17 protein-coding genes and 1 riboswitch are annotated in these 21,665 nt (G+C 69.4%); of the genes, 5 read left to right on the top strand and 12 right to left on the bottom strand.

Annotated features, from left to right (window positions below):
• Positions 1-118 precede the first annotated feature (118 nt).
• Positions 119-332: riboswitch (cyclic di-AMP (ydaO/yuaA leader) on the top strand.
• A gap of 8 nt (positions 333-340) precedes the next feature.
• Positions 341-925 carry a transglycosylase family protein gene (locus ACFU5V_RS08900; RefSeq protein WP_378698520.1) on the top strand — a complete coding sequence of 195 codons (585 nt, stop codon included), beginning with the start codon at positions 341-343 and terminating at the stop codon, positions 923-925.
• Between the two features lie 67 nt (positions 926-992).
• Here ACFU5V_RS08900 and ACFU5V_RS08895 read toward each other — a convergent pair whose 3' ends face one another.
• Positions 993-1,181, bottom strand: coding sequence for a hypothetical protein (locus ACFU5V_RS08895; RefSeq protein WP_015888783.1), 189 nt, complete (start codon positions 1,179-1,181; stop codon positions 993-995).
• A gap of 60 nt (positions 1,182-1,241) precedes the next feature.
• Here ACFU5V_RS08895 and ACFU5V_RS08890 point away from each other — a divergent pair, with 60 nt between their 5' ends.
• Positions 1,242-3,560, top strand: coding sequence for a helicase-associated domain-containing protein (locus tag ACFU5V_RS08890; protein WP_378698518.1), 2,319 nt, complete (start codon positions 1,242-1,244; stop codon positions 3,558-3,560).
• A gap of 147 nt (positions 3,561-3,707) precedes the next feature.
• Positions 3,708-4,691, top strand: a complete 984-nt coding sequence (locus tag ACFU5V_RS08885; RefSeq protein WP_378432718.1) for an alpha/beta hydrolase — start codon at positions 3,708-3,710, stop codon at positions 4,689-4,691.
• Positions 4,692-4,728: 37 nt separating this feature from the next.
• Here ACFU5V_RS08885 and ACFU5V_RS08880 read toward each other — a convergent pair whose 3' ends face one another.
• From ACFU5V_RS08880 to ACFU5V_RS08850, 7 genes are all read right to left on the bottom strand, one after another.
• Positions 4,729-8,484, bottom strand: a complete 3,756-nt coding sequence (locus tag ACFU5V_RS08880) for an ABC transporter ATP-binding protein (RefSeq protein ID WP_378698516.1) — start codon at positions 8,482-8,484, stop codon at positions 4,729-4,731.
• A complete protein-coding gene (locus ACFU5V_RS08875; protein WP_378698514.1) occupies positions 8,481-9,842 on the bottom strand; it encodes an LLM class flavin-dependent oxidoreductase in 1,362 nt (453 codons plus the stop codon). The genes ACFU5V_RS08880 and ACFU5V_RS08875 overlap by 4 nt, the downstream gene beginning before the upstream one ends.
• An 11-nt stretch (positions 9,843-9,853) precedes the next feature.
• On the bottom strand, positions 9,854-10,585 hold the full coding sequence (locus ACFU5V_RS08870; protein ID WP_378432714.1) for an ABC transporter ATP-binding protein: 732 nt from the start codon (positions 10,583-10,585) through the stop codon (positions 9,854-9,856).
• Positions 10,561-11,430 carry an ABC transporter permease gene (locus ACFU5V_RS08865; RefSeq protein WP_378698512.1) on the bottom strand — a complete coding sequence of 290 codons (870 nt, stop codon included), beginning with the start codon at positions 11,428-11,430 and terminating at the stop codon, positions 10,561-10,563. Before ACFU5V_RS08865 ends, ACFU5V_RS08870 begins: the two co-directional genes overlap by 25 nt.
• Positions 11,427-12,494, bottom strand: a complete 1,068-nt coding sequence (locus ACFU5V_RS08860) for a PhnD/SsuA/transferrin family substrate-binding protein (protein WP_378698511.1) — start codon at positions 12,492-12,494, stop codon at positions 11,427-11,429. The genes ACFU5V_RS08865 and ACFU5V_RS08860 overlap by 4 nt, the downstream gene beginning before the upstream one ends.
• A 285-nt stretch (positions 12,495-12,779) precedes the next feature.
• Positions 12,780-13,991, bottom strand: a complete 1,212-nt coding sequence (locus tag ACFU5V_RS08855) for an ROK family protein (protein WP_378698510.1) — start codon at positions 13,989-13,991, stop codon at positions 12,780-12,782.
• 147 nt (positions 13,992-14,138) lie between these two features.
• Complete coding sequence (locus ACFU5V_RS08850; protein WP_378698508.1) at positions 14,139-14,900, bottom strand: hypothetical protein; 762 nt, start codon at positions 14,898-14,900, stop codon at positions 14,139-14,141.
• A gap of 173 nt (positions 14,901-15,073) precedes the next feature.
• Between ACFU5V_RS08850 and ACFU5V_RS08845 the strand changes: the two genes are divergently transcribed.
• Positions 15,074-16,753, top strand: a complete 1,680-nt coding sequence (locus ACFU5V_RS08845) for a DNA repair helicase XPB (protein WP_378698506.1) — start codon at positions 15,074-15,076, stop codon at positions 16,751-16,753.
• 37 nt (positions 16,754-16,790) lie between these two features.
• Complete coding sequence (locus ACFU5V_RS08840; protein WP_378432706.1) at positions 16,791-17,459, top strand: DUF3239 domain-containing protein; 669 nt, start codon at positions 16,791-16,793, stop codon at positions 17,457-17,459.
• Between the two features lie 7 nt (positions 17,460-17,466).
• Here the strand turns inward: ACFU5V_RS08840 and ACFU5V_RS08835 are convergent, their stop codons facing one another.
• The 4 genes from ACFU5V_RS08835 to ACFU5V_RS08820 are packed head-to-tail and all read right to left on the bottom strand — an operon-like array spanning position 17,467 to position 21,653.
• Positions 17,467-18,030 (bottom strand): GNAT family N-acetyltransferase, encoded by a 564-nt coding sequence (locus tag ACFU5V_RS08835; RefSeq protein ID WP_378432704.1) that lies wholly within the window; start codon positions 18,028-18,030, stop codon positions 17,467-17,469.
• Between the two features lie 59 nt (positions 18,031-18,089).
• The gene (locus tag ACFU5V_RS08830; protein ID WP_378432703.1) at positions 18,090-19,079 is read right to left on the bottom strand and encodes an LLM class F420-dependent oxidoreductase; all 990 of its coding nucleotides are present in this window, start codon (positions 19,077-19,079) and stop codon (positions 18,090-18,092) included.
• Positions 19,080-19,092: 13 nt separating this feature from the next.
• Positions 19,093-20,313 carry an MFS transporter gene (locus ACFU5V_RS08825; protein WP_378698503.1) on the bottom strand — a complete coding sequence of 407 codons (1,221 nt, stop codon included), beginning with the start codon at positions 20,311-20,313 and terminating at the stop codon, positions 19,093-19,095.
• On the bottom strand, positions 20,310-21,653 hold the full coding sequence (locus tag ACFU5V_RS08820) for an LLM class flavin-dependent oxidoreductase (protein WP_378698501.1): 1,344 nt from the start codon (positions 21,651-21,653) through the stop codon (positions 20,310-20,312). Before ACFU5V_RS08820 ends, ACFU5V_RS08825 begins: the two co-directional genes overlap by 4 nt.
• Positions 21,654-21,665 lie beyond the last annotated feature (12 nt).

The raw sequence follows: 21,665 nt of genomic DNA, 5'->3' as shown, positions 1-21,665 counted from the left end.
GCGAAGACACTCCGCGTTATCAAATGGTGACACTTCGGCCTCGGCCCGTTACCGTCGTCACCGGCCGAGGAAACATCGGCCACATCCGGCCCGCCGCGCCAAACCTCGTCCCGCGGGTACCGGAGTCCCGACGAAGCATTCCAGGGACGAGGACGGGGGACCCAAAGTCCTCCAGGGAACGCAAGTTTCCAGACGGACACCGGTCCGAATGTGCCTCGCACAGTCGGATCTTGGGGTGAAGCCAGACCCTCTCCAGCCAGGAGAGGCGAGGCCGGGCGACCTCTCAGCCCGAACCCGACAGCTGACCTCGCAGGCGCGTGTGGAGAGGATCTCGACCACTATGAGCGGACGCCATCGCAAGCCCACCACCACCGGCCGCACCGTCGCCAAGGTCGCCGTCACCGGCGCCATCATGGGCGTCGCCGGAGCAGCCTTCTCGGGCACCGCGAACGCGGCACCCGACTCCGACTGGGACCGCCTCGCGCAGTGCGAGTCCGGCGGCAACTGGGGCATCAACACCGGAAACGGCTTCCAGGGCGGACTCCAGTTCTCCCCGAGCACCTGGAACGCACACGGTGGAACCCAGTACGCAGCCACCGCCAACCAGGCCTCGCGTGAAGAGCAGATCGTCGTCGCCGAGAAGGTCCTCGACTCCCAGGGCTGGGGCGCATGGCCGTCCTGCTCCTCGAGCCTCGGCCTGAGCAGCGCACCCACCCAGCGCACCGCCCCCGCCACCGTGCCCGAGGCCCCCGCGGCGCCGGCACTGCCCGACCTCACGGGCGGCGTCCCCAGCACCAACGGCGGCACCTCGCAGTACGCGGGCGTCGTCGACAGCGCGATCGAGGCCGTCAAGGCCCAGGGCATCGCCATCGATCCCCAGATCCTGCAGCTCATCGACGCCAACAAGGGACTGCTCCCGCAGTAGACCCCCGCAACTCACAGAAGAGGGGCCCTGCACCGATCCGGTGCAGGGCCCCTCTTCTGTCGCGTGGTCAGCGGTTGATCACCGTGTGCGGGTGCGCGTACGGCAACGACTCCGCCGGCAACGGGAATTCGGTGTCCTCGCCGAACGGGGACAATCCGCCCGCACGGGTCGACGACAGTTCGGTCACGGCGTGATCTCCATCGGCGGTTTCGGGCCACCCTGGATCCACGTACTGCTTCTTCGAATTGTTAGCCACGGTGCCATTTTGACAGGAGCATTCGGCGACGTACAGCCCAGGTCTCTAATCTGATAGTCGATGACCGACACCGACGACACCACCGCGAGCACCAACGGCACCGCAGTCTCCCCGCGCGGCGCCGCGACGCTCGCGGACTGGCTGGCCGCGCGCAGCGACGCCGAACTGACGGATCTGCTCCGCAGGCGCCCCGACCTCGCGGTCCCGCCTCCGGCCACGATCGTCGTCCTCGCCGGCCGCGCCGAGCAACGGGCCTCGGTCGCCCGTGCGGCCGACAACCTCACGTCCCTGGACTTCGGTGTCCTCGAACTCCTGGCGCTCGAGCGTGCCGACGAGGTGCCCGTGCCCCGGGCCACCCTGCAGGAGGCGGTGGGGTCGCGGGCGACGAAGAAGACCGTCGACGCCACCCTGGACGGCCTGCGGTCCGTCGGGATCGTCTGGGGCGACAAGACGTCGCTGCGGATCGTTCCCGCGGTCGTGGCCACCATCCCGTGGCGCGTCGGCCGCAGCGCCGAACCCGTCGAGACGCTCGACGAGGCCGGGATCGCGTCGGCGCTGGCGGGACTGCAGACCGCCGAACGGGACATCCTCGAGACCCTGGCGAAGTCGAGTTCGATCGGACGGACCCGGGACGCGGCTCCCGGGACACCCCCCGACCGTCCCGTTCAGCGACTCCTCGCCGCCGGGCTGTTGCGGTGGATGGACGACGAGACCGTCGAATTGCCGTTCCAGGTGCGGCAGGTCCTGCGCGGGGAGGCCGTCTTCGACCCCACCTCGCTGGCCGCGCCCGGCGTGACGGGCCGCAAACACAGGCCCGCCGACATCAACGCCGCCGCCGCCGGTGAGGCTCTCGAGCTGGTTCGCCACTGCGAGGACGTCGTCAAGGCGCTCGGCGAGGCCCCGGCACCGGCGCTGCGGGCGGGTGGTCTCGGGGTCCGGGAACTGCGGCGGATCGCCAAGACGTCCGGCATCGACGAGAACCGGCTGAGCCTGCTCGTCGAACTGTTGTCGGCCGCCGGACTGATCGCCAGCGGCACCCCGGACCCGGCGCCGACGTCCGACACCGGGGAGAACTACTGGGCCCCGACCGCCGCGGTCGACAACTGGCTGACCTCCCCGGTCGCCCGGCGGTGGCATGCACTGGCCGCGGCGTGGCTGGAACTGCCGCGCATGGCGTGGTTCATCGGCATGCGCGACGCCAACGACAAACCGGTCGCCGCGCTGTCCGAGGAGGTGCGCGCGCCGTCCGCGCCGCGGGACCGGCAGGCGATCCTCGGGCTGCTGGCCGAACTCGGCAGCGGGCACTCGGCCGACCCCGCCGAGGTCAGTCGCCTCCTGGCCTGGCGCCGACCCCGCTGGGGGGCCCGGCTCCGGGTCCACGCGGTGGAACGCACCCTCGAGGAGGCCGCGACACTCGGACTCGTCGCCCGCGGCGCACTCAGTTCGCCCGGACGTGCGCTCCTCCACGGCGGCGACGCCGAGGCCGAGATGCACGCATCGCTGCCCGAACCCGTCGACCACGTTCTCGTCCAGGCCGACCTCACCGTCGTCGCCCCGGGACCGCTGACCCCGGACCTACTGGAACAGATCACGCTCGTCGCGGACATCGAGTCCGCCGGTGCGGCGTCGATGTACCGGATCAGCGAGGACAGCGTGCGACGCGCCCTCGACGTCGGGATGACGGCGGCGGAACTGCACAGCCTCTTCGCGACGCGGTCGCGCACCCCCGTCCCGCAGTCGCTGTCGTATCTGATCGACGACGTCGCGCGGCGGCACGGCCGGCTCCGGGCCGGTGTCGCGGCGTCGTTCGTCCGCTGCGAGGATCCGACGCTGCTCGCGGAGGTCCTGGCGTCGCCGGTGGCCGCCGCCCTGGCTTTGCGCGCGCTGGCGCCGACGGTGGCGGTGTCGCAGGCACCGCTGCGGGAAGTGCTGGGCGAACTGCGGGCCGCCGGGTTCGCGCCGGCGGGCGAGGACTCGTCCGGCGCCCTCGTCGACCTGCGCCCGCGCGGCGCCCGCGTCCTGACCCGGCGCAAGGCCCCCGCGAGCCGCACCCCGGCCGTCGCGACCGATGCCCAACTCGACGCGGTCGTCCGGACGTTGCGCGCCGGTGACCTGGCGGCGTCGGCCAAGGGTTCCGGCAGCATCCGGTCCGACGGGTCGCGGGCCAGCAGCGCCGCGACCATCGCCCTCCTCAACGCCGCGGCGCGCGAACGCTCCAGCGTGACGATCGGTTACGTCGACGCGCAGGGTGTGGCGACGCATCGCATCGTCGATCCCGTCAGCGTCGGCGGCGGCCAACTCGACGCCTTCGACCCGGCGAGCGGCGCGGTCCGCCGGTTCACCCTGCACCGCATCACGTCGGTCGCCCGCGTCGTCTGACCCGTGAGTACTTGTGAACCGCGGGACGTTAACAAGTACTCACAGGTCGGATAACGATTCTGCGCAAACGCCGAGGAATTCCGGGCCGCGCAATACCGTGTTGCTGGTATGTACCTGGCCGGGGACGACTTACCAGGAGGCAGAACCATGGGTGTCACAGCAACGAAGCCGTTACACGGTTGGTTACGAGGCGTCGTCCGGCTGATGATTGCGGTGGTGATCCTGCCTCTCGCGTTCGTCCTCGTCGGCGGCGGGACGGCGTCCGCGGACCCGTACAGCCGGCTGCGCGAACACTGGGTCGACGCACCCGGCGGTGTCGGGCAGATCAAGATCCGCATGTGGCTCGCGAACAACGGCAGCAACAAGGCCCTCTACCTCCTCGACGGCCTCCGCGCGACCAACGACGTCAGCGGCTGGGAACACGAGACCAACGCCGCGTGGCTGTCCGATCACGGGATCACCGTGGTCGAGCCGGTCGGCGGGCAGTCCAGTTTCTACACGGACTGGTACGCGCCCAGCAACACCAACAACCAGCCGTACACGTACAAGTGGGAGTCGTTTCTCACCCAGAATCTGCCCGACTTCCTGGCGAACAATTACGGCATCAGCCGCACCAGCAACGCCATCGCCGGACTGTCGATGGGTGGCAACGCGGCGTTGATCCTCGCTGCCTACCATCGCGACCAGTTCACGTTCGCCGGGTCGATGTCGGGGTATCTGAACCTGTCGGCGCCGGGCATGCGTGAGGCGATCCGCATCGCGATGCTCGACTCCGGTGGCTACAACGCCGACTGCATGTGGGGCCCGCCGTGGGATCCCGCATGGCTGCGGAACGACCCGTTCGTCGCCGCTCCCCTCATGCGCGGGCTGCCGATGTGGATCTCGGCGGGGGCAGGCCTCCCCGGACCGCACGATCAGCCGCAGTCCGCGATCGACGTCTTCAACGTCGGCACCGGCATGGGTCTGGAGGCCATCGCGCTCGCCCAGAACCGGGCGTTCCAGGTGCGGCTCGACACCCTCGGCATCGGTGCGCACTACGACTTCCCGGCGACAGGGACCCACAGCTGGGGCTACTGGCAGGACCAGCTGTGGGCCATGCTCCCGATGATGAAGGCGTCGATCGGCGCATAGGCCTCCGGCCCCGTGAGTACTTGTTAACCGCCCGCGGTTAAGAAGTACTCACGGGTGGCGAAGCCGCATAGGCCTCCCAGAGTTCCCGGTAGACGCCGCCCCGGTCCAGCAACTCGTCGTGCGTTCCGACTTCCGCGACCCGGCCGCCGTCGAGGACCACCACCCTGTCGGCTCGCGCCGCGGTGCTCAATCGGTGCGCCACGACGACGGTGGTGCGCCGCCGGGACAGGTTCTCGGTCGCGCGGCGGACCCGGTCCTCCGTGGCCAGGTCGAGTGAGGCGGTGGCCTCGTCCAGCAGCAGGATGTCGGGGTCCACCAGTTCGGCCCGGGCCAGTGCCAGCAGCTGTCGTTGTCCGGCCGACAGGTTGCGCCCGTGTTCCCCGATCGGTTGCAGGTATCCGAGAGCCAGCCCGGACACCATGTCGTGGGCGCCGACGGCCCTGCTGGCGGCCTCGACCTCCGCGTCCGTCGCGTCGGGGCGCCCGTAGGCGACGGCGTCGCGGATGGTGGCGCCGAACAGGTGCGGTTCCTGCGGGACGACGCCGAGTCGCTGCCGGAACGACGCGAGGTCCAGGGCGCGGGTGTCGATGCCGTCGACGCGCACCGCCCCCGCGGTGGGGTCGTAGAAGCGGGCGAGCAACTTGAGCACCGTCGACTTTCCCGCGCCGGTCTGACCGACGAGGGCGATCGTCTCGCCCGGTTCGATGTGAAGCTCCACCCCTCGCAGCGCCTCGCCCTTGCCGGATTCGTATGCGAAGTGGACGTCGTCGAATACGATGCCACCGCGGATGCGGTCGAGGACGATCGGTTCGCCGGCCTGCGGTGTGGTGGTCGGCGTCCGCATCAGCCCCCGCAGCCGTCCCAGCCCGATGACCGCCTGCTGGTAGCCGTCGAACACCTGCGAAAGCTGTTGCACGGGAGCGAAGAACAGTTCGACGTACAGCACGAACGCGATCAGTGTTCCGACGGTGAGGGTTCCGGTATGGATCCGCGCGGTCCCCGCCGCGAGCACGAGCCCGGTCGCGACCACGGACAGGAATTCGACGAACGGGAAGTACAGCGCCATGTACCGCTGGGCCCGGAGCCGCGACTCCCGGAAGTCCCATGCCCGCCGGGCGAACTGAGCCGCGTTGTAGTGCTCGCGCCGAAATGCCTGTGTGACGCGGATGTTCGTCACGTTCTCCTGCAGGTAGGCGTTGACGATTCCGACGCGGTCGCGGGCCTCGGCGTACGCGGGCACCGACTTCCGGCGGAACACGACGGTGGCGGCGACGAGGACGGGCACGACGAGTACCAGCACGAGGGCAAGTTCCGCGTCGATCACCAGCAGTGCCACCAGCACACCGGAGATGGTGAGCCCGCTGACGACCGCAGTGGCCAGACCTGTCTGCAGGAAGTTGGACAGGCTGTCGACGTCGGTGGTCATGCGGGTCATGATCCGGCCGGCCAGTTCCCGCTCGTAGTACTGCAGACCGAGCCGCTGCAGTTGCGCGAACGTCTTGACCCGCAACGTGTACAGGAGCCGCTCACCGGTACGTCCGGTCACCCGGGTCTGGGCGACGTTGACGGCCCAGTCGAGCAGCACCACGATCACGGTCGCGGCCGCCGCGAGCAGCAGCAGGTCGCGGGCGCCCTGCAGCACTCCGCGATCCACCCCGGTGCGTACGAGGACGGGCACCGCGATCTGCGCGACGGCGTCCAATCCGACCAGCACCAGTCCCGCGACCAGTGGCAGCAGGAGGGGCCGCAGCAGTGAGCCGAGCCCGAACGCCGGGTCGGCGGCCCGGGCCTCGTCGGCGGCGACGTCCGGGTCCCCGGTGAGCGGTGGCAGGTCGTCGAGCCTGGCCATCACGTCGGGTCCGGGTGGTGCCGACGACAGGATTCCCCCTGCCGCGCCTCCGCGCGACGGTCCGCTGGCACCGGCCGCCGCGGTCGCGAAAGCCGCTGCGGCCCTGACGTCGAAAGCCCCCGACGCCTCGTCACCGTCCTCCCGGCGCCACAGTTCGGCGGTGACGCCGTCGACGTCCGGCAGCGGCGGCGACGGGGCCGGGGCGGCGACGTCGTCCGCACTCGACAGCAGCGCGCGGAACAGCGGGCACCGTTCGTCGAGTTCGGCGCTCGTCCCCACGTCGACGATGCGGCCGTCCGCCAGCACCGCGATGCGGTCGGCCAGGGCGAGCGTCGACCGGCGGTGCGCGATGATCAGGGTGGTCCGCTCGCGGGTGGCGACGCGCAGTTCGTGATGGACGGCGGCCTCGACCCGGGCGTCGACCGCCGAGGTCGCATCGTCGAGCACCAGGATCCGCGGATCGGTGACCAGTGCCCGGGCGAGGGCGATGCGCTGCCGCTGACCACCCGATAACGTCACCCCCTGCTCCCCCACGACGGTGTCGAGGCCGTCCGGCAGCGCGTCGACGAATTCCTCCGCCTGCACCACGCGCAGTGCGTCACGCACCGTTGCCTCGTCGACGTCCGGCCTGCCGTACGAGACGTTCGCGCGAATGGTCTCGGACATCAGGTAGCTGTCTTCGAAGACGACGCCGAGCGCGGAGCGCAGCGATTCGAGCGACAGCCTGCGGGTGTCGATCCCCCCGACGGTGACCGCACCCGCATCGGCGTCGTAGAGCCGCGGAACGAGCATGGCTAGAGTCGATTTTCCCGATCCGGCGGCACCGACCACCGCCACGGTCTCGCCGGGGGCGATTCGCAGCGACAGCCCGTCGAGCAGCCGGTTCGACGGGTCGTAGCCGAAAGCCACGTCGTCGAATTCCACCGCGAGAGGCCCGTCCGGCAGGACCATGGCGTCGGGTGCGGTGGTCACGGCCGGCGCGTTGTCGATCACCTCGCGGACACGTTCGACGCTCGCGCGCCCCTGCTGGCTCACGGTCAGCAGGGTGGCGAGTTGACGGACGGGCGAGGCGAACGCCGCCAGGTACGTGGTGAAGGCGACGAACGTGCCCAGCGACAGTGTGCCGTGCAGCGCCAGCCACCCGCCGAAGGCCAGCACGAGGGCCTGCCCGAGCATCGGGACCGCCTGCAGTGCCGGGTTGTACCGGCTGGTGAGCCGTGCGACGCGCAGCCGGGACCGGAACAGCTCGCCTGCCCGCTTCTCGAGGTCTTCGAGTTCGCGGTGCTCCTGGCCGAATCCCTTGACGACGCGCACCCCGGTGACGGCGGCTTCCACTCCGCCCGCCACGACGGCCGCCTGTTCCTGCGCATGCCAGTTGGCGGGAAACAGGTCGACGCGGCTTCTCAGGGAGATGAACCACAGCGCGGGAAGCACGGCGAGGGCGACCAGGGTGAGGATCGGCGACAGGACCGCCATCACGCCCAGCGAGATCGCGAACATCAGCAGGTTCCCGGCCATGTGCGGCAGCAACTGCAGGAGCATCTGAATCAGTGTGATGTCCGAGATCGACCGGCTCACCACCTGACCCGTCTGCAGCCCGTCCTGTTTGACGCCGTCCAGCCGCAGCAGGGATCGGAAGGCGTCGCCGCGCAGGTCGTACTGCACGCCGAGGGACAGCTGCCCGGACCGGTACCGCCGCGTGTAGGCGGCGGCGAAGCGGATCGCCGCGAGGGCGACGAGCACCGCGATCCACGGTGCCAGTGCATGATTCGTGTCGATGGCGGCGTTGTCGATCACGTGCCGGACGGCCAGCGGGATGGTGGCGGTGGCCGCGGCCGCCACCGCCGCCGCCCCGTACGCGAGAACGAGATTGCGGCGCTGGCGCAGACAGTAGCCGAACAGGTACCGCAGCCAGCCGGTGTTCTCCGGAGCTCCCGTCGTCACTGCGCAGACACCAGCGTGGAATCCTTTTCGACCGCAAACTGATTCGTGGGCCGCGGCAGACCGTAGTGCCCCCGCAGCGTGGTCTCGGTGTAGTCGGTGCGGAACAGTCCGCGTTCCTGCAGGATCGGGACCACGGAGTCGACGAACTTCTCCAGCCCGGACGGCAGGACGGCGGGCATGATGTTGAACCCGTCGGCGGCGCCGTTGCGGAACCAGTGCTCGATCGTGTCGGCCACCTGGACCGGGGTGCCCGCGAACGTGCGGTGACCGCGACCGCCACCGAGCCGCCCGATCAGCTGCCGGACGGTGAGCTTCTCCCGGCGGGCGAGGTCCACGATCAGCGTGTACCGGCTCTTCGCGCCCTCGATCTCGTCCTCGGACGGCAGGTCGTCGGGCAGTTCCTCGTCGAGCGGGAGTTGCTCGGGTTCGAGATTGAACCGCTGCGCCAACTGCTTCCGGGCGTATTCCGGCGAGATCAGCCGCTCCAGTTCGGCCTCGAGTTCGCGGGCCTCCTCCTCGGTGTCCGCGATGACCGGCACGATGCCGGGCAGGATCAGCACCTGTTCCGGGTCCCTTCCCACTGCCGCGACGCGGTCCTTGACGTCCGCGTAGAACGCCTTCCCCTCGTCCAGGGTGGGCTGGGCGGTGAAGATGGCCTCCGAGTAGCGGGCGGCGAAATCCTTTCCGTCCTCGGACGATCCCGCCTGCACGAGCAGCGGGTATCCCTGCGGCGACCGCGGCACGTTGAGCGGTCCCCGTACCTTGAAGAACCGGCCCTCGTGTTCGATGACGTGGACCTTGGCGGAGTCGGCGTGGATCGCGACGTCCTTGTCCGCGACGATGGCGTCGTCCTCCCAGCTGTCCCACAACTTGGTGGACACCTCGACGAATTCCGCGGCCCGCTCGTAGCGACTGCGGTGGGCGGGGGTGTCGTCGAGCCCGAAGTTCTGCGCCGCGTCGGCGCCGGCGGTGGTGACGATGTTCCAGCCGGCGCGGCCGCTGCTGACGAAGTCGAGGGACGCGAACCGCCGCGCCAGGTTGTACGGCTCGTTGTAACTGGTCGACGCGGTCGCGATCAGGCCGATCTTCTCGGTGGCCGCGGAGATCGCGGTGAGGATGATGGTCGGCTCCAGCTTGCCGCTCGGCCTGCGTTCCGGGTTGCTGAACAGCACCGGGCTGTCGGCGAGGAACACCGAGTCGAACTTTCCGCGTTCGGCGGTCTGCGCCAGCGAGATGTAGTGCTTGATGTCGAGGTTGGCGTTCGGGTCGCTCTCGGGCAGGCGCCAGGCCGCCTCGTGGTGTCCGATCGCCATCAGGAATGCGTTGAGATGCAGCCGGCGCTGGGGTGACGAACTCATGGTGTAACTCCTCACTGTGCCGCTACCTCGACGCCGAGGGCGCCGAGCAGCGTATTGCGAAACTCGTGGAACCTGCTGTCGCCGAGCGCTCTCGGCCTCGGAATGTCGACGATCTCGTCGACGACGATCTGCCCGCGGTCGAGGACGAGCACCCGGTCGGCGAGCGCGATCGCCTCGTCGACGTCGTGGGTGACGAGCAGGACGGTGGGGCGGTGGCGGCGGATCAATTCCTGCAGCAGCGCGTGCATCTTGATCCGGGTCAGCGCGTCGAGGGCGCCGAACGGCTCGTCGGCGAGGAACAACTGGGGCTCGCGGACCAGCGCCCGCGCCAGCGCCACCCGCTGCTGTTCACCGCCGGACAATTCACTGGGCCAGGCCTTCTCACGGCCGGCCAGCCCCACCTCCGCGAGGGCGGAGGCACCCCTGCTCGTGCCGGCGCGGCCCAGCCCGAGCGTCACGTTGTCGAGCACCCGCAGCCACGGCAGCAGCCGTGAGTCCTGGAACGCCACCGACACTTCCGCGGGCACGGTGAGCGTTCCGCCGCGGCCCTCGACGTCGTAGTCGAGGCCCGCGAGCGCGCGCAGCAGCGTGCTCTTGCCGGACCCGCTCTTGCCGAGCAGCGCCACGAACTGGCCTTCGGGGATGTCGAGGTCCAGGTGGTCGAGCACGGTCTTGTCCCCGAATCCGCGGACGAGGGACCGCACCTGCACGGCGGGTTCTATCCTGCGAGTGTCTTGCGCCATGACAGCGACCGCCTTTCGACGTAGCGGAGGACGGCGTCGGACAGCAGACCGAAGATGCCGTAGACGGCGAGCCCCACGAGAATCACGTCGGACTGTCCGTAGTTCTGCGCGTTGTACATCATCTTCCCCAGACCGGTCACCGCGTTGACCCCCTCGACGACGATGAGGGTGAGCCAGGCACCGGTCACAGAGAGACGCAGTCCGAGAAAGAATCCCGGCATCGCACCCGGCAGCACCACCTTGCGGATGAACGTGGCGCGCGACAGCCCGAGGACCTCGGCGAGTTCGACGTACCGGTTGTCGATCGACGTCAGCGAGTTGTGTGTCTGGATGTACATGTGGACGACGACGCCGAGCGCGATGATCACGATCTTGAACGTCTCGCCGATGCCGAGCCAGAGGATCAGCAGCGGGATCAGGCCGAGCGTCGGGATGGCCCGTTTGAGCTGGATCGGCCCGTCGATCAGGGCGTCACCGGAACGCGTCAGTCCGGCGGCGACGGCCAGCGCCGTCCCGATCACCACGCCGAACGCGAACCCGACGGCGGCGCGGCTCAACGACGCGGCGATGTGCTCCTGCAGGATGCCGGTGGAGATCAGCTCGACGGCCGTGGTCACCACCGTCCACGGCGCGGACAGCTTCCGCGGGTCGATGAGGCCCGCCAGACTGCCCACCGCCCACACCGCGAGGAGGAGCAGCACCCCGGCCAGCCGGGAGAACGGGAAACCTTTGCGCAGGCCCAGTCGCCGGATCGGCCGCTCGGCGGCGCCGGACCCGGACCCGCTTGCACCGGCGGCGGTCGTGCGCGCCGGTACGGCTGCGGGCGCGGAGAGAATACTGGTCATCGCTGCACACCGCCTCGGTACTCGGCCGGCACGGCGTCGGCGGCGATGTTCTCGAATCGGCGGTCGAACAGCTCGTTGGCGTCGAACTCACTGAAGTAGCCGGCGTCGGAGAGCAATTGGACGGTGTCCTGCGTCCACTCGACGGCCGCGTCCCAGTTGACCGGGTACGACGGCCGCTGCCCGACGGAGGCGACGATGCGCTTGCCGTCCTCGGCCGACACCTGTTCGCTCTCCACGTAGTACTTCTGGATCCACGCGTCCTGGTTCTCCCACGCCCAGATCTCCCCGCGCGCCCAGAACGGAATGAACGCCTTGATCGCCGCAGCCTTGGCCGGATCCTGCAGGACCTCCACCGGTGCCCAGAGCACGGTGAGCGCGTCCACGGCGTCGGTCTGCAACGCCTTCGCTCCGTCCGGACCGTACTGGTTCAGGTACTTCGTCACCGTCGGCTCCGACAGCGGCGCGACGTCCACCTGCTTCGACTGCAGCGCGGTGAGGAACTGCGGGCTGGGCAATTCGACGAGCTGGACGTCTTTCGTGGTCAGGCCCTGCGCCTTCAGCGTTCGCAGGATCACCACACCCTGCGCCTGGCCGGGCGAGAACGCGATCTTCTTGCCCCGCAGGTCCGGCAGTGCCGCGATGTCCGTGCCGGGGGCGGTGGCCAGCACGTACTGCGGCTGTTCCTTCTCCCGGACCGCGACGATCTTCGCGTCGAGCCCCGTGGCGTGCGCCTGGATCGGCGGGATCGCGGCGTTGGTGGCCAGGTCGACCGCGTTGCCGCGGAAGGCCTGGATCACGTCGGGTCCGGCACTGACGTCCGGCCAGTCCGACACGGTGAACGGGAGATCGGCGATCTGGTCGGTCGCCTCGAGCTGCAACCGGGTGGTCTTGATCGACACATTGAGCGAGGTTCCCTCCGGAACCTGATCGGGCACAGCATCATCGAGCGCGAGCCCGCCGGAGGAACCGGAGGAGCAGGACGCGAGCCCGAGCGCCACGACGCCGGCGAAGGCGGCGCGCGTGAGGCGCCGGTACCCGGAGGAAGACACGAGTGAACTGGACATGATTGATCCTTCGAAGGATGTGGTCTCCGGTCGGGCACCCCGGACGCAGAACGTCGGGTGCCACGCAGGAGCGAGAAAGGAAGAACGGAACGATGTTTCGGCAGACGTCAGGCCGGAGACGTCAGACGCGACCCGGTCGCGTGCGGCGACAACAGGACCCGGAGCGACACGAGGTGGTACGCACGCTGTCCGCCGTAGAGGTGTTCACACCAATATCCTTGCGATCCAGCGTAATCCCCGTCAACATTGCTTCCCACCGAATTAACTCCGATGCTGTGATACACGTCACGAAATTCCGGCCAGCGGCCGCACGAAGCTGGTGAGCGGCGCCCGGTAGAGCTCCGCGAGGATCACGGAACCGGCCGACACCGGCAGTGCCCGCCCCGGAAAACTGGTGGACAACACGGACCACGACGGATCGTCACACGTCGCCGACGACTCCGCGACCGCGCGCCGGACCGTGTCCAGACATCCGGGAATCCCGCTCACGCTCTGGTCGCAGACGATGAGGACCTCCGGATTGAACAGATCCAGCAGGCGCGCCGCCACCACCCCGACACCGTGCGCGCGTTCCGTGAACAGTGCCAGCGCCTCCGGGTGCCGGCTACGGCCCGCGTCGAGGAGGTCGCGGAAGATCGGCCGCTCGATGATGCCCAGCTCCATCGCCCTGCGCACCAGCACCCGATCCGACAGGGTGGCCTGCACACATCCGGTGCGCCCGCACGCACACTCCTCGACACTGTTCTCGACGGGCACGTGCGCCACCGCCCCCGCCGCCGCGCGGGGGCCGTGGTGGACCACGCCGCCGGTCGCGAACGCGGCGTCCACCACGTTCCCGACGAAGAGTTGCACCACGCTCTCGCGCGCCCTCGGCTCCCCGAACAACACCTCCGCGTCGATGAGAGCGCGCGCGTGCGAATCCATCCGGACGTCGAGACCCGTGCGGTGCTCGAGGTCCGCGCGGACCGGGTACCCGTTCCATCCCGGGATCGGATGCTCGCGCACCACACCCGATTCGGAGTCGATCCAGCCGCCCGCCGCGAAACCGACACCGATCGGAATCGAAGGCTCACCGTGCCGGACGGCCAGCGCCTCCAGCGTCGTCACGGCGTTCCGCAGGATCTCGGCCGGTCCCAGCCCGTAGTGCGGATCGCGGGACCGTGCCAGCACCTGCCCGCGCAGGTCGAGCAGCGCCGTGGTCACGTGCGTGATGGCCAGATGGATGCCGTACACGACGTACCGGGTGTCGTCGACGTCCACCGGCACGTGTGGCCGTCCCAGTCCGGTGGGACCGGCGATCTCCGGCAGTTCCCGCAGCAGGCCGTGCTCGACGAGCTGCGCACTGGCCGTGGTTACCGTCGCGGGTGAGAGCCCGGTGACGCGGGCGATGGTGCTGCGTGCGATCGGCCCGTTGTCGAGGACCGTGCGCAGCACCGTGCCCGCGCTGGCGCCGGAACGTCCGGCGCCGCGCCGGGTGACGGGCTGCGTTCGCGCCATCGTTCCCCCTTCGCCGCGCGCAGTGATGTGGCCTGACGTCGAACGCTAGCGAAGGGGAACGTGCAGTTCAACGGACTCGATTCCCGTGAATTTAACTCCCGGTGAGTACTTGTCGACGTCCCGCGGTCAACAAGTACTCACGGGGCGCTAGCCACCCAGATTGACCTCGATGCAGTACGTGCGCTGGGGTTCGGAGAAGGCGATGGGGAAGGCGCTGTCGAACTCGTTGCACAGGGTTTCGTCGTCCTGGCCGTCCGCGCGTCTGACGACCTTGACGGTCTGCATGTCGGAGCAGTCGGACGGCACGATCCGGCCGTCGTCCTCCAGCAGGTAGCAGGAGTCCTCGATCATGTTCGGGACGAGGCACAGCGTGGTCTGCACGTCCTTGTCCTCGCCGACGAGGGTGTAGGAGAAGTAGTCCTCCCCGCACTGGACGTCGCCGTCGTTCTTCTGCGCCACCTCGTACGTGGCCTCGCTGTCGGAGCAGTCCCGCTTCTCGTGCGAGGTGTCGGCCGCGGTGGTCGACGCGGACTCGAAGAACAGGCAGTCGCCGACGTCGAGGGCGTTCTCGTCGGCGCTCTTCACCGCGTACACGCCGAACGCGGCGACGGCGGCGAGGATCACCACGGCGAGGACGCCGAGAGTGATGAACAACCCTTTCCGCGACTTCTTCGGCTGCGGTGGGTACTGACCGGGTGGGTACTGGCCGGGCTGCTGCCCGTACCCGCCCGGCGGATACTGACCGGGTTGCTGGGCGTACTGCCCCTGCTGGTAGGGCTGCTGCTGGTACTGACCCTGCTGGTACGGCTGCTGCGGCCCACCCTGCGGGTACGGTTGCTGCGGGTTGTTCGGCGGTTCGCCGGGGACGCTCGGATCGGGGCGGTTCGGGTCGTCGGGGGGCTGGGTCATCGCGAGCCTCGTCTCTGGGTCGATCCATCCGGCTGCCCCTCAATTTAGGCCCCGACCGCCCCGGATGTGCAGGTATCGGCCCTGCCGGGGGCCGCGACGTGGCGCACCGCCGCCCGGATCAGGACAATGGACAGGCTGGCTACATCCGGCACCGCATTTTCGAGGAGGCTTCCGTGACCGACGGACCGTTGATCGTCCAATCCGACAAGACCCTGCTGTTGGAGGTCGATCACGAACGCGCGAACGACGCCCGCCAGGCGATCGCGCCGTTCGCGGAACTCGAGCGCGCGCCCGAACACGTCCACACGTACCGCATCACCCCGCTGGCACTGTGGAACGCGCGCGCCGCAGGACACGACGCCGAGCAGGTGGTCGATGCCCTCGTCAACTTCTCCCGGTACGCGGTGCCGCAACCGCTGCTCGTCGACATCGTCGACACGATGGCCCGGTACGGGCGCCTGCAGCTGGTGAAGAATCCCGCCCACGGTTTGACGCTGGTCAGCCTGGACCGCGCGGTCCTCACCGAGGTGACCCGGCACAAGAAGATCGCCCCGATGCTCGGCGCCCGCGTCGACGACGACACGGTCGTGGTGCACCCGAGCGAGCGCGGCCGCCTCAAGCAGATGCTGCTCAAGGTCGGCTGGCCGGCGGAGGACCTCGCCGGGTACGTCGACGGCGAGGCGCACGCCATCGATCTCGACTTCGACGGCACCTCCCCCGGGTCCGCGGACGGCCAGTGGCACCTGCGCGACTATCAGGAGATGGCCGCCGACTCGTTCTGGGCCGGCGGGTCCGGCGTCGTCGTCCTGCCCTGTGGTGCAGGCAAGACGATGGTCGGTGCGGCGGCGATGGCCAAGGCGAAGGCCACCACGCTGATCCTGGTGACGAACACGGTCGCGGGACGGCAGTGGAAGCGTGAGCTGATCGCGCGCACGTCGCTCACCGAGGAGGAGATCGGCGAGTACTCCGGCGAGCGCAAGGAGATCCGCCCGGTCACGATCGCCACGTACCAGGTGATCACCCGGCGCACGAAGGGCGAGTACAAGCATCTGGAACTGTTCGATTCCCGCGACTGGGGTCTCGTGATCTACGACGAGGTGCACCTGCTGCCCGCCCCGGTGTTCCGCATGACCGCCGACCTGCAGTCCCGCCGGCGCCTCGGCCTCACCGCCACCCTGGTGCGCGAGGACGGCCGCGAGGGCGACGTGTTCTCGCTGATCGGACCGAAGCGGTACGACGCGCCGTGGAAGGACATCGAGGCGCAGGGGTGGATCGCTCCGGCCGACTGCGTCGAGGTGCGGGTGACGCTGACGGACGCCGAACGCATGGCGTACGCCGTCGCCGAACCCGACGAGCGGTACAAGCTGTGCTCCACCGCGCACACCAAGATCGCGGTGGTGAAGTCGATCCTGGAACGGCACACCGACGCACCGACGTTGATCATCGGCGCGTACCTCGACCAGCTCGACGAGCTGGGTGAGGCGTTGAACGCCCCGGTCATCAAGGGGTCGACCAAGAACAAGGAGCGGGAGGAGCTGTTCGACCGTTTCCGGGCGGGTGAAATCCAGACGCTGGTTGTCAGCAAGGTCGCGAACTTCTCGATCGACCTGCCGGAAGCGTCTGTCGCCGTGCAGGTTTCGGGTACGTTCGGGTCCCGTCAGGAGGAGGCTCAGCGGCTGGGCCGCCTGCTGCGGCCGAAGCACGACGGCGGCCAGGCCCACTTCTACTCGGTGGTGGCGCGGGACACGCTCGACGCCGAGTACGCCGCGCACCGGCAGCGGTTCCTCGCCGAGCAGGGTTACGCGTACCGGATCACCGACGCCGACGACCTGCTGGGCCCGGCCATCGGGTAGCCGCCTGCCGCCGGAGCGGGCGCTCTAAGCTGGGGCCGTGCGACATTTCGAGTTCACCGTCGACCGGCCCTACGCGAAGTCCGTCAACCAGACGTTCGCCGACATGCGACGCCTGCAGGTGTCTGCGATCGTGGTGGCGTTGCTGTTCGCGGCCGCGGCTGTCGGTCTGATTCTGCTCGCCCATCCCTGGTCGATCATCCTCGGTGCCGTCGTGGCGATCGCCGCGCTGACGTCCGTGTGGGTGGCGTTCTGGGTGCCGAAGAAGGTCGGCAGCATCGAGGACCTGTACGCGAAGAGTCCGCTGGTGCCTGCCGTCGTCTCGGAGGTCCATCCCCGCGCGCTGACCCTGCTGTCGCTGATCGACGTCGCGAAGCCGTCCGCGGGCCGCCCGTCGTACGCGCTCGTCACCCGCAACGTTCCGATCCGCACCGGCCAGAAGCAGCGGGTGGGTGACCGGGTGCCGTCCGTCGCACTGCTGAACGACCGCAGCACCCACAGCACGTCCGACACCTGGGAGATGGTCAGCCCGATGCCGATCGCGTGGGGCACCCGCGACGCGGCCGTGCGGTCCCGCGCGGAGGACGCGATCGATCAGGTCGAGTGGGAGTTCCTGCAGAGCCGGATCGCCGAGTCGGAGCAGATCCGCACCAGCCCCGACCAGCGGGTCGCGGTGGCCGAGCACGACCTTCCGGAGGGTCTGCGCTGACGAGCCGCTAGCCGGGCCAGTCCCCGGCCGGTTCCCGCGGGTCGCCGGCCAGCAGGGCGGCAGCCCACGAATCGCGCCGGACGCCGCGCTGCACCAGCCCGGCGCGCTGGACGCCCTCGAACCGGAAGCCCACCCGGCGAGCGACTGCCGCCGAATCCCGGTTGCCGACGAACGCGCGCCATTCGATGCGTTCGAGGCCCATCCCGTCCGGCCGAAACGCGAAATCGCACACCAGGTTCACGGCGGTCGTCATCAGTCCCCGCGAGCGGGCGGACGGTGCCAGCCAGTACCCGATCTCCGCTGCCGTCATGTCCCGCGCCATCAGGCCGATCATCCCCAGCACCGGGCCGTTCTCGCGTTCCCGCAGCGCCCAGGTGGGACTGCGGTCGGCCCAGCCGGTCGGCACCGTCTGCCGCACGAATTGCTCGGCGTCCGAGCGCGAGTACGGGTCGGGCATCGTCGTCCATTCGGCGATCGACGCCTCGCCGCACGCGGCGCAGATCGCGTCGATGTCGGAGACGACCGGCGGGCTCAGCCACAGTGTGTCGGCGGCGAGGGTGACGACGAACATGCCCGCCACTCTATGCCCGGGGAACCGGCCGCCAGCACGTCCGGCCGGAGGGCCGGCCGTCATTGCAGCGCCGGCAGGACCTCCTTCTCGAACAGTTCGATGCCCGAGGTGTCGTAGGCGGCTTCGGGGAAGTAGAAGATGCCGTAGGACATGCCGAGTTCCTTCAGCGCCGACAGTTTCTCGACGATCTGTTCCGGCGTTCCCACGCCGGGCATGCCCCGGAACGCTCCGAGCGCGCCCTCGGCGGCATCGGCGCCGACGTGGGGGGTGAGCCGGTCCTTCAGGGTGAGCAACCGCTGCTCGACCTCCGCCTCGGTGGTGCCGATGGCGACGTTGTAGTTGGCCGAGCGGGTGATGGCGTCGAAGTCGGTGCCGACGGTGTCGCAGTGCTTCCGCAGGATCTCGGACTTCTGCGCGAATCCGTCGGGTGTGCCGTCGAAGTTGGTGTACTGCGCGTACTTTGCCGCGATCTTCAGCGTCACCTTCTCGCCGCCGCCCGCGATCCACAGCGGAATGCCGCCGTCCTGCAGCGGAAGTGGGCGGACGATGGCGCCGTCGACCTGGTAGTGCTTGCCTTCGAGGGTCGCGGTTCCGTTGGTCCAGGCCTGGCGCATGATCTGCACGCCCTCGTCGAGGCGGCCGAGACGCGTACCGGCGGAGGGGAATCCGTAACCGTATGCTTGCCATTCGTGCTCGTACCAGCCGCCGCCGATGCCCATCTCGATGCGTCCGCCGGAGATGAGGTCGGCGGTGGCGGCGACCTTGGCGAGGTAGGCGGGGTTGCGGTAGCTCATCGCCGTACACATCTGGCCGAGACGCACCCGCGACGTGACGGCCGCGAACGCGGACATGAGGGTCCACGCCTCGTGCGTGGCCTCCTCGGTCGGTGCCGGGACGGTGTGGAAGTGGTCGTAGACCCACAGCGAATCCCAGGACGAACCCTGGTCGGCGCGCAACGCGAAGTCGCGCATCACCGACCATTGATCCGCGGGATCGATTCCGACGAGATCCAGACGCCAACCTTGAGGAACGAACAATCCGAAGCGCATGAAACGAATGTACCTATGCTTCCTGTTTTTCGAGCGGTGAGGAATCCGGCTCCGCCGCGGGCGGCGGTGGCCAGGGGGAATAGATCGGGATGAACCGGAACAGGAGTCCGGCGCCGAGCAGCGCCGCTCCCCCGATCGCGGCGACGGCGGCGCCGAGTGGGACCACCGCGGCGAGCGCGCCGACCCCGAACGGTCCGACGAACATGCCGGTGTCGTGGGTGAGCCGCCACGCTGCGAGGAATTCGGCGCGCGTGGCCGGTGGGGCGATGTCGGCGCCGAGCGTCATGATGACGCCGTTGCCGAGGCCGTTGCCGATTCCCATCACGACGGCGACGGCCCCGATGGACCACAGGTCGTGCGAGAACGGCAACGCCAGGTAGGACACGCCGATCACCAGCAGCGACGGTACTGCGATGAACCTTCGGCCGTACCGGTCCATGAAATGTCCGGCCGGATACGAGCACAGCAGGTCGACGGCGGCACCGACACCGAAGACGAGGCTGACCTGGGCGGCGTCGAGTCCGAGGTGGGCGGCCCACAGTGGGAGCACCGCCTCCCGGGAGGCGCGGGCCGCGCCCATCAGGAGCGATCCGGCGCCCAGTGTGGCCAGCAGTTTCCGGTGCCGACGCAGGATCGACGGCAGCGTCGCGTGTCCGCCCACGGCGGCCGGGCCGCGGCGCGGCGGGTCGGGGACCCGCGACATCAGCCACCCGGACAGCACGACGCCGACGAACTGCACCATGAACCCGCCGCGCGCGCCGACCGCCAGGATCACGGCGGCACCGAGCAGCGGGCCCACGAAGAAGCCGAGCCGCCACATCGCCGCGAACGACGACATCGCCCGGGCCCGCAGCCCGATCGGCACGGCATCGGCCAGATAGCTCTGGCGGGCCAGCCCCCACACGGCGTTCGCGAGTCCGGTCAGCAGTGCGCCGACACCGAGCATCCAGGGTGACTGCGCGAGGAGACAGACCAGCACACCGGTGGCGCCGACGGCACTGCCGCCGATGATGGACCGCCGCTCCCCGAACCTCGCAACGATCCGGCCCGCGGGCAGGTCGCCGAGGACCGCGCCGAGCCCGACGACCGCGACGATCAGCCCGGACACGGCCACCGACGCACCCAGTTCGCGGGCCGTCAGTGCCATGACCGGGGCTGCGGCGCCCTGTCCGATGCCGAAGATCGCGGCGGGGACGAAGACGGTGGTGACGAGAGGCTTCAGACCGCCGCTCATGCGCTCGCTTCGTCGACCGCGCCCGCGAACCGGTTGTCGACGTCCGCGAGTCCGTAGTGACCACGCAGGGTGGTCGCCGTGTACTCGGTGCGGAACAGTCCCCGCTGCTGCAGGATCGGGACGACCCGGTCGACGAAGTCGTCGAGTCCGCCGGGCAGGTACGGCGGCATGATGTTGAAACCGTCGGCCGCGCCCTGTTCGAACCACGTCTGCAGTTCGTCCGCCACCTGTTCCGCGGTGCCGGCGAACGTGCGGTGCCCGCGTCCGCCGCCGAGCAGCCCGATCAGCTGCCGGACGGTGAGCGATCCGTCCGCCGCGAGATCCTTCACCAGCTGGTACCGGCTCTTGTTGCCCTGGATCTCGTCGAGCGGCGGAAGCGGCGGCAGCGGCGCGTCGAGGGAATGCTTCGTGAGATCGACCCCGAGCATCGTCGACAGTTGCCGCAGCGAGTACTCGGGCGAGATCAGATCGGTGAACGACTGCTCGAGCGCCTTCGCCTCCTCTTCGGTGTCGGCGATGAACGGCACGATGCCGGGCAGCACCTTCAGGTCGCCGGCAGTGCGGCCGTGCTTCACGACCCGCGCCTTGAGATCGCGGTAGAACTCCTGCCCCTGCTCGAGGGTGCGCTGCGCGGTGAACACCGCCTCGGCGTACCGCGCCGCGAACTCCTTGCCGCTCTCGGACGATCCGGCCTGCACCAGCAGCGGCCGCCCCTGAGCGGATCTCGGCGAGTTGAGCGGGCCCTTGATTCGGAACCGCGGTCCGTCGTGGTCGATGGTGTGAACCTTGTCGGGGTCGGCGAACACGCCGGTCTCGGGGTCCAGCACCACCGCGCCGTCCTCCCAGCTGTCCCACAGGGCCAGCGTGACGTCGACGAATTCCTCTGCGCGCTCGTATCGTCCGCTGTGCGCGGGGATGCCGTCGACACCGAAGTTGGCGGCCTCGTCAGCGCCGGCCGACGTCACGATGTTCCACCCGGCCCGGCCGCTGCTGATGTGGTCGAGCGACGTGAACTTGCGGGCCAGGGTGTACGGGTCGGAGTAGCTCGTGGACGCCGTGGCGATCAGCCCGACGTGTTCGGTGGCGACGGCGATCGCCGAGAGCAGCGTGACGGGTTCGAAGATCGCCTGCGTGTTGTGCTTGATCCGCGGTCCGACGGCGAGACCGTCGGCGAAGAACACCGAATCGAGCTTGCCGCGCTCCGCGATCCGGCCGAGTTCCTGGAAGTGCGCGACGTCCAGAACGCGGTGCGCCTCGGTGCGGGGGTGGCGCCACGCCGCCTCGTGATGTCCCACGCCCATCAGAAACGCGTTGAGGTGGAACTGGGAATCCTGTGACATGTAGATTTTCTT

This window comes from Rhodococcus sp. NPDC057529, from assembly GCF_042802055.1.
Classification (GTDB): domain Bacteria; phylum Actinomycetota; class Actinomycetes; order Mycobacteriales; family Mycobacteriaceae; genus Rhodococcus_F.
This window is presented reverse-complemented; position numbering and strand designations above follow the sequence as displayed.

Bases quoted from the DNA above. Each gene is read 5' to 3' on its own strand.
- ACFU5V_RS08900 (WP_378698520.1), top strand. From the start codon at position 341: ATGAGCGGACGCCATCGCAAGCCCACCACCACCGGCCGCACCGTCGCC.
- ACFU5V_RS08890 (WP_378698518.1), top strand. From the start codon at position 1,242: ATGACCGACACCGACGACACCACCGCGAGCACCAACGGCACCGCAGTC.
- ACFU5V_RS08885 (WP_378432718.1), top strand. From the start codon at position 3,708: ATGGGTGTCACAGCAACGAAGCCGTTACACGGTTGGTTACGAGGCGTC.
- ACFU5V_RS08875 (WP_378698514.1), bottom strand. From the start codon at position 9,842: ATGAGTTCGTCACCCCAGCGCCGGCTGCATCTCAACGCATTCCTGATG.
- ACFU5V_RS08870 (WP_378432714.1), bottom strand. From the start codon at position 10,585: ATGGCGCAAGACACTCGCAGGATAGAACCCGCCGTGCAGGTGCGGTCC.
- ACFU5V_RS08865 (WP_378698512.1), bottom strand. From the start codon at position 11,430: ATGACCAGTATTCTCTCCGCGCCCGCAGCCGTACCGGCGCGCACGACC.
- ACFU5V_RS08860 (WP_378698511.1), bottom strand. From the start codon at position 12,494: ATGTCCAGTTCACTCGTGTCTTCCTCCGGGTACCGGCGCCTCACGCGC.
- ACFU5V_RS08855 (WP_378698510.1), bottom strand. From the start codon at position 13,991: ATGGCGCGAACGCAGCCCGTCACCCGGCGCGGCGCCGGACGTTCCGGC.
- ACFU5V_RS08850 (WP_378698508.1), bottom strand. From the start codon at position 14,900: ATGACCCAGCCCCCCGACGACCCGAACCGCCCCGATCCGAGCGTCCCC.
- ACFU5V_RS08835 (WP_378432704.1), bottom strand. From the start codon at position 18,030: ATGTTCGTCGTCACCCTCGCCGCCGACACACTGTGGCTGAGCCCGCCG.
- ACFU5V_RS08830 (WP_378432703.1), bottom strand. From the start codon at position 19,079: ATGCGCTTCGGATTGTTCGTTCCTCAAGGTTGGCGTCTGGATCTCGTC.
- ACFU5V_RS08825 (WP_378698503.1), bottom strand. From the start codon at position 20,313: ATGAGCGGCGGTCTGAAGCCTCTCGTCACCACCGTCTTCGTCCCCGCC.
- ACFU5V_RS08820 (WP_378698501.1), bottom strand. From the start codon at position 21,653: ATGTCACAGGATTCCCAGTTCCACCTCAACGCGTTTCTGATGGGCGTG.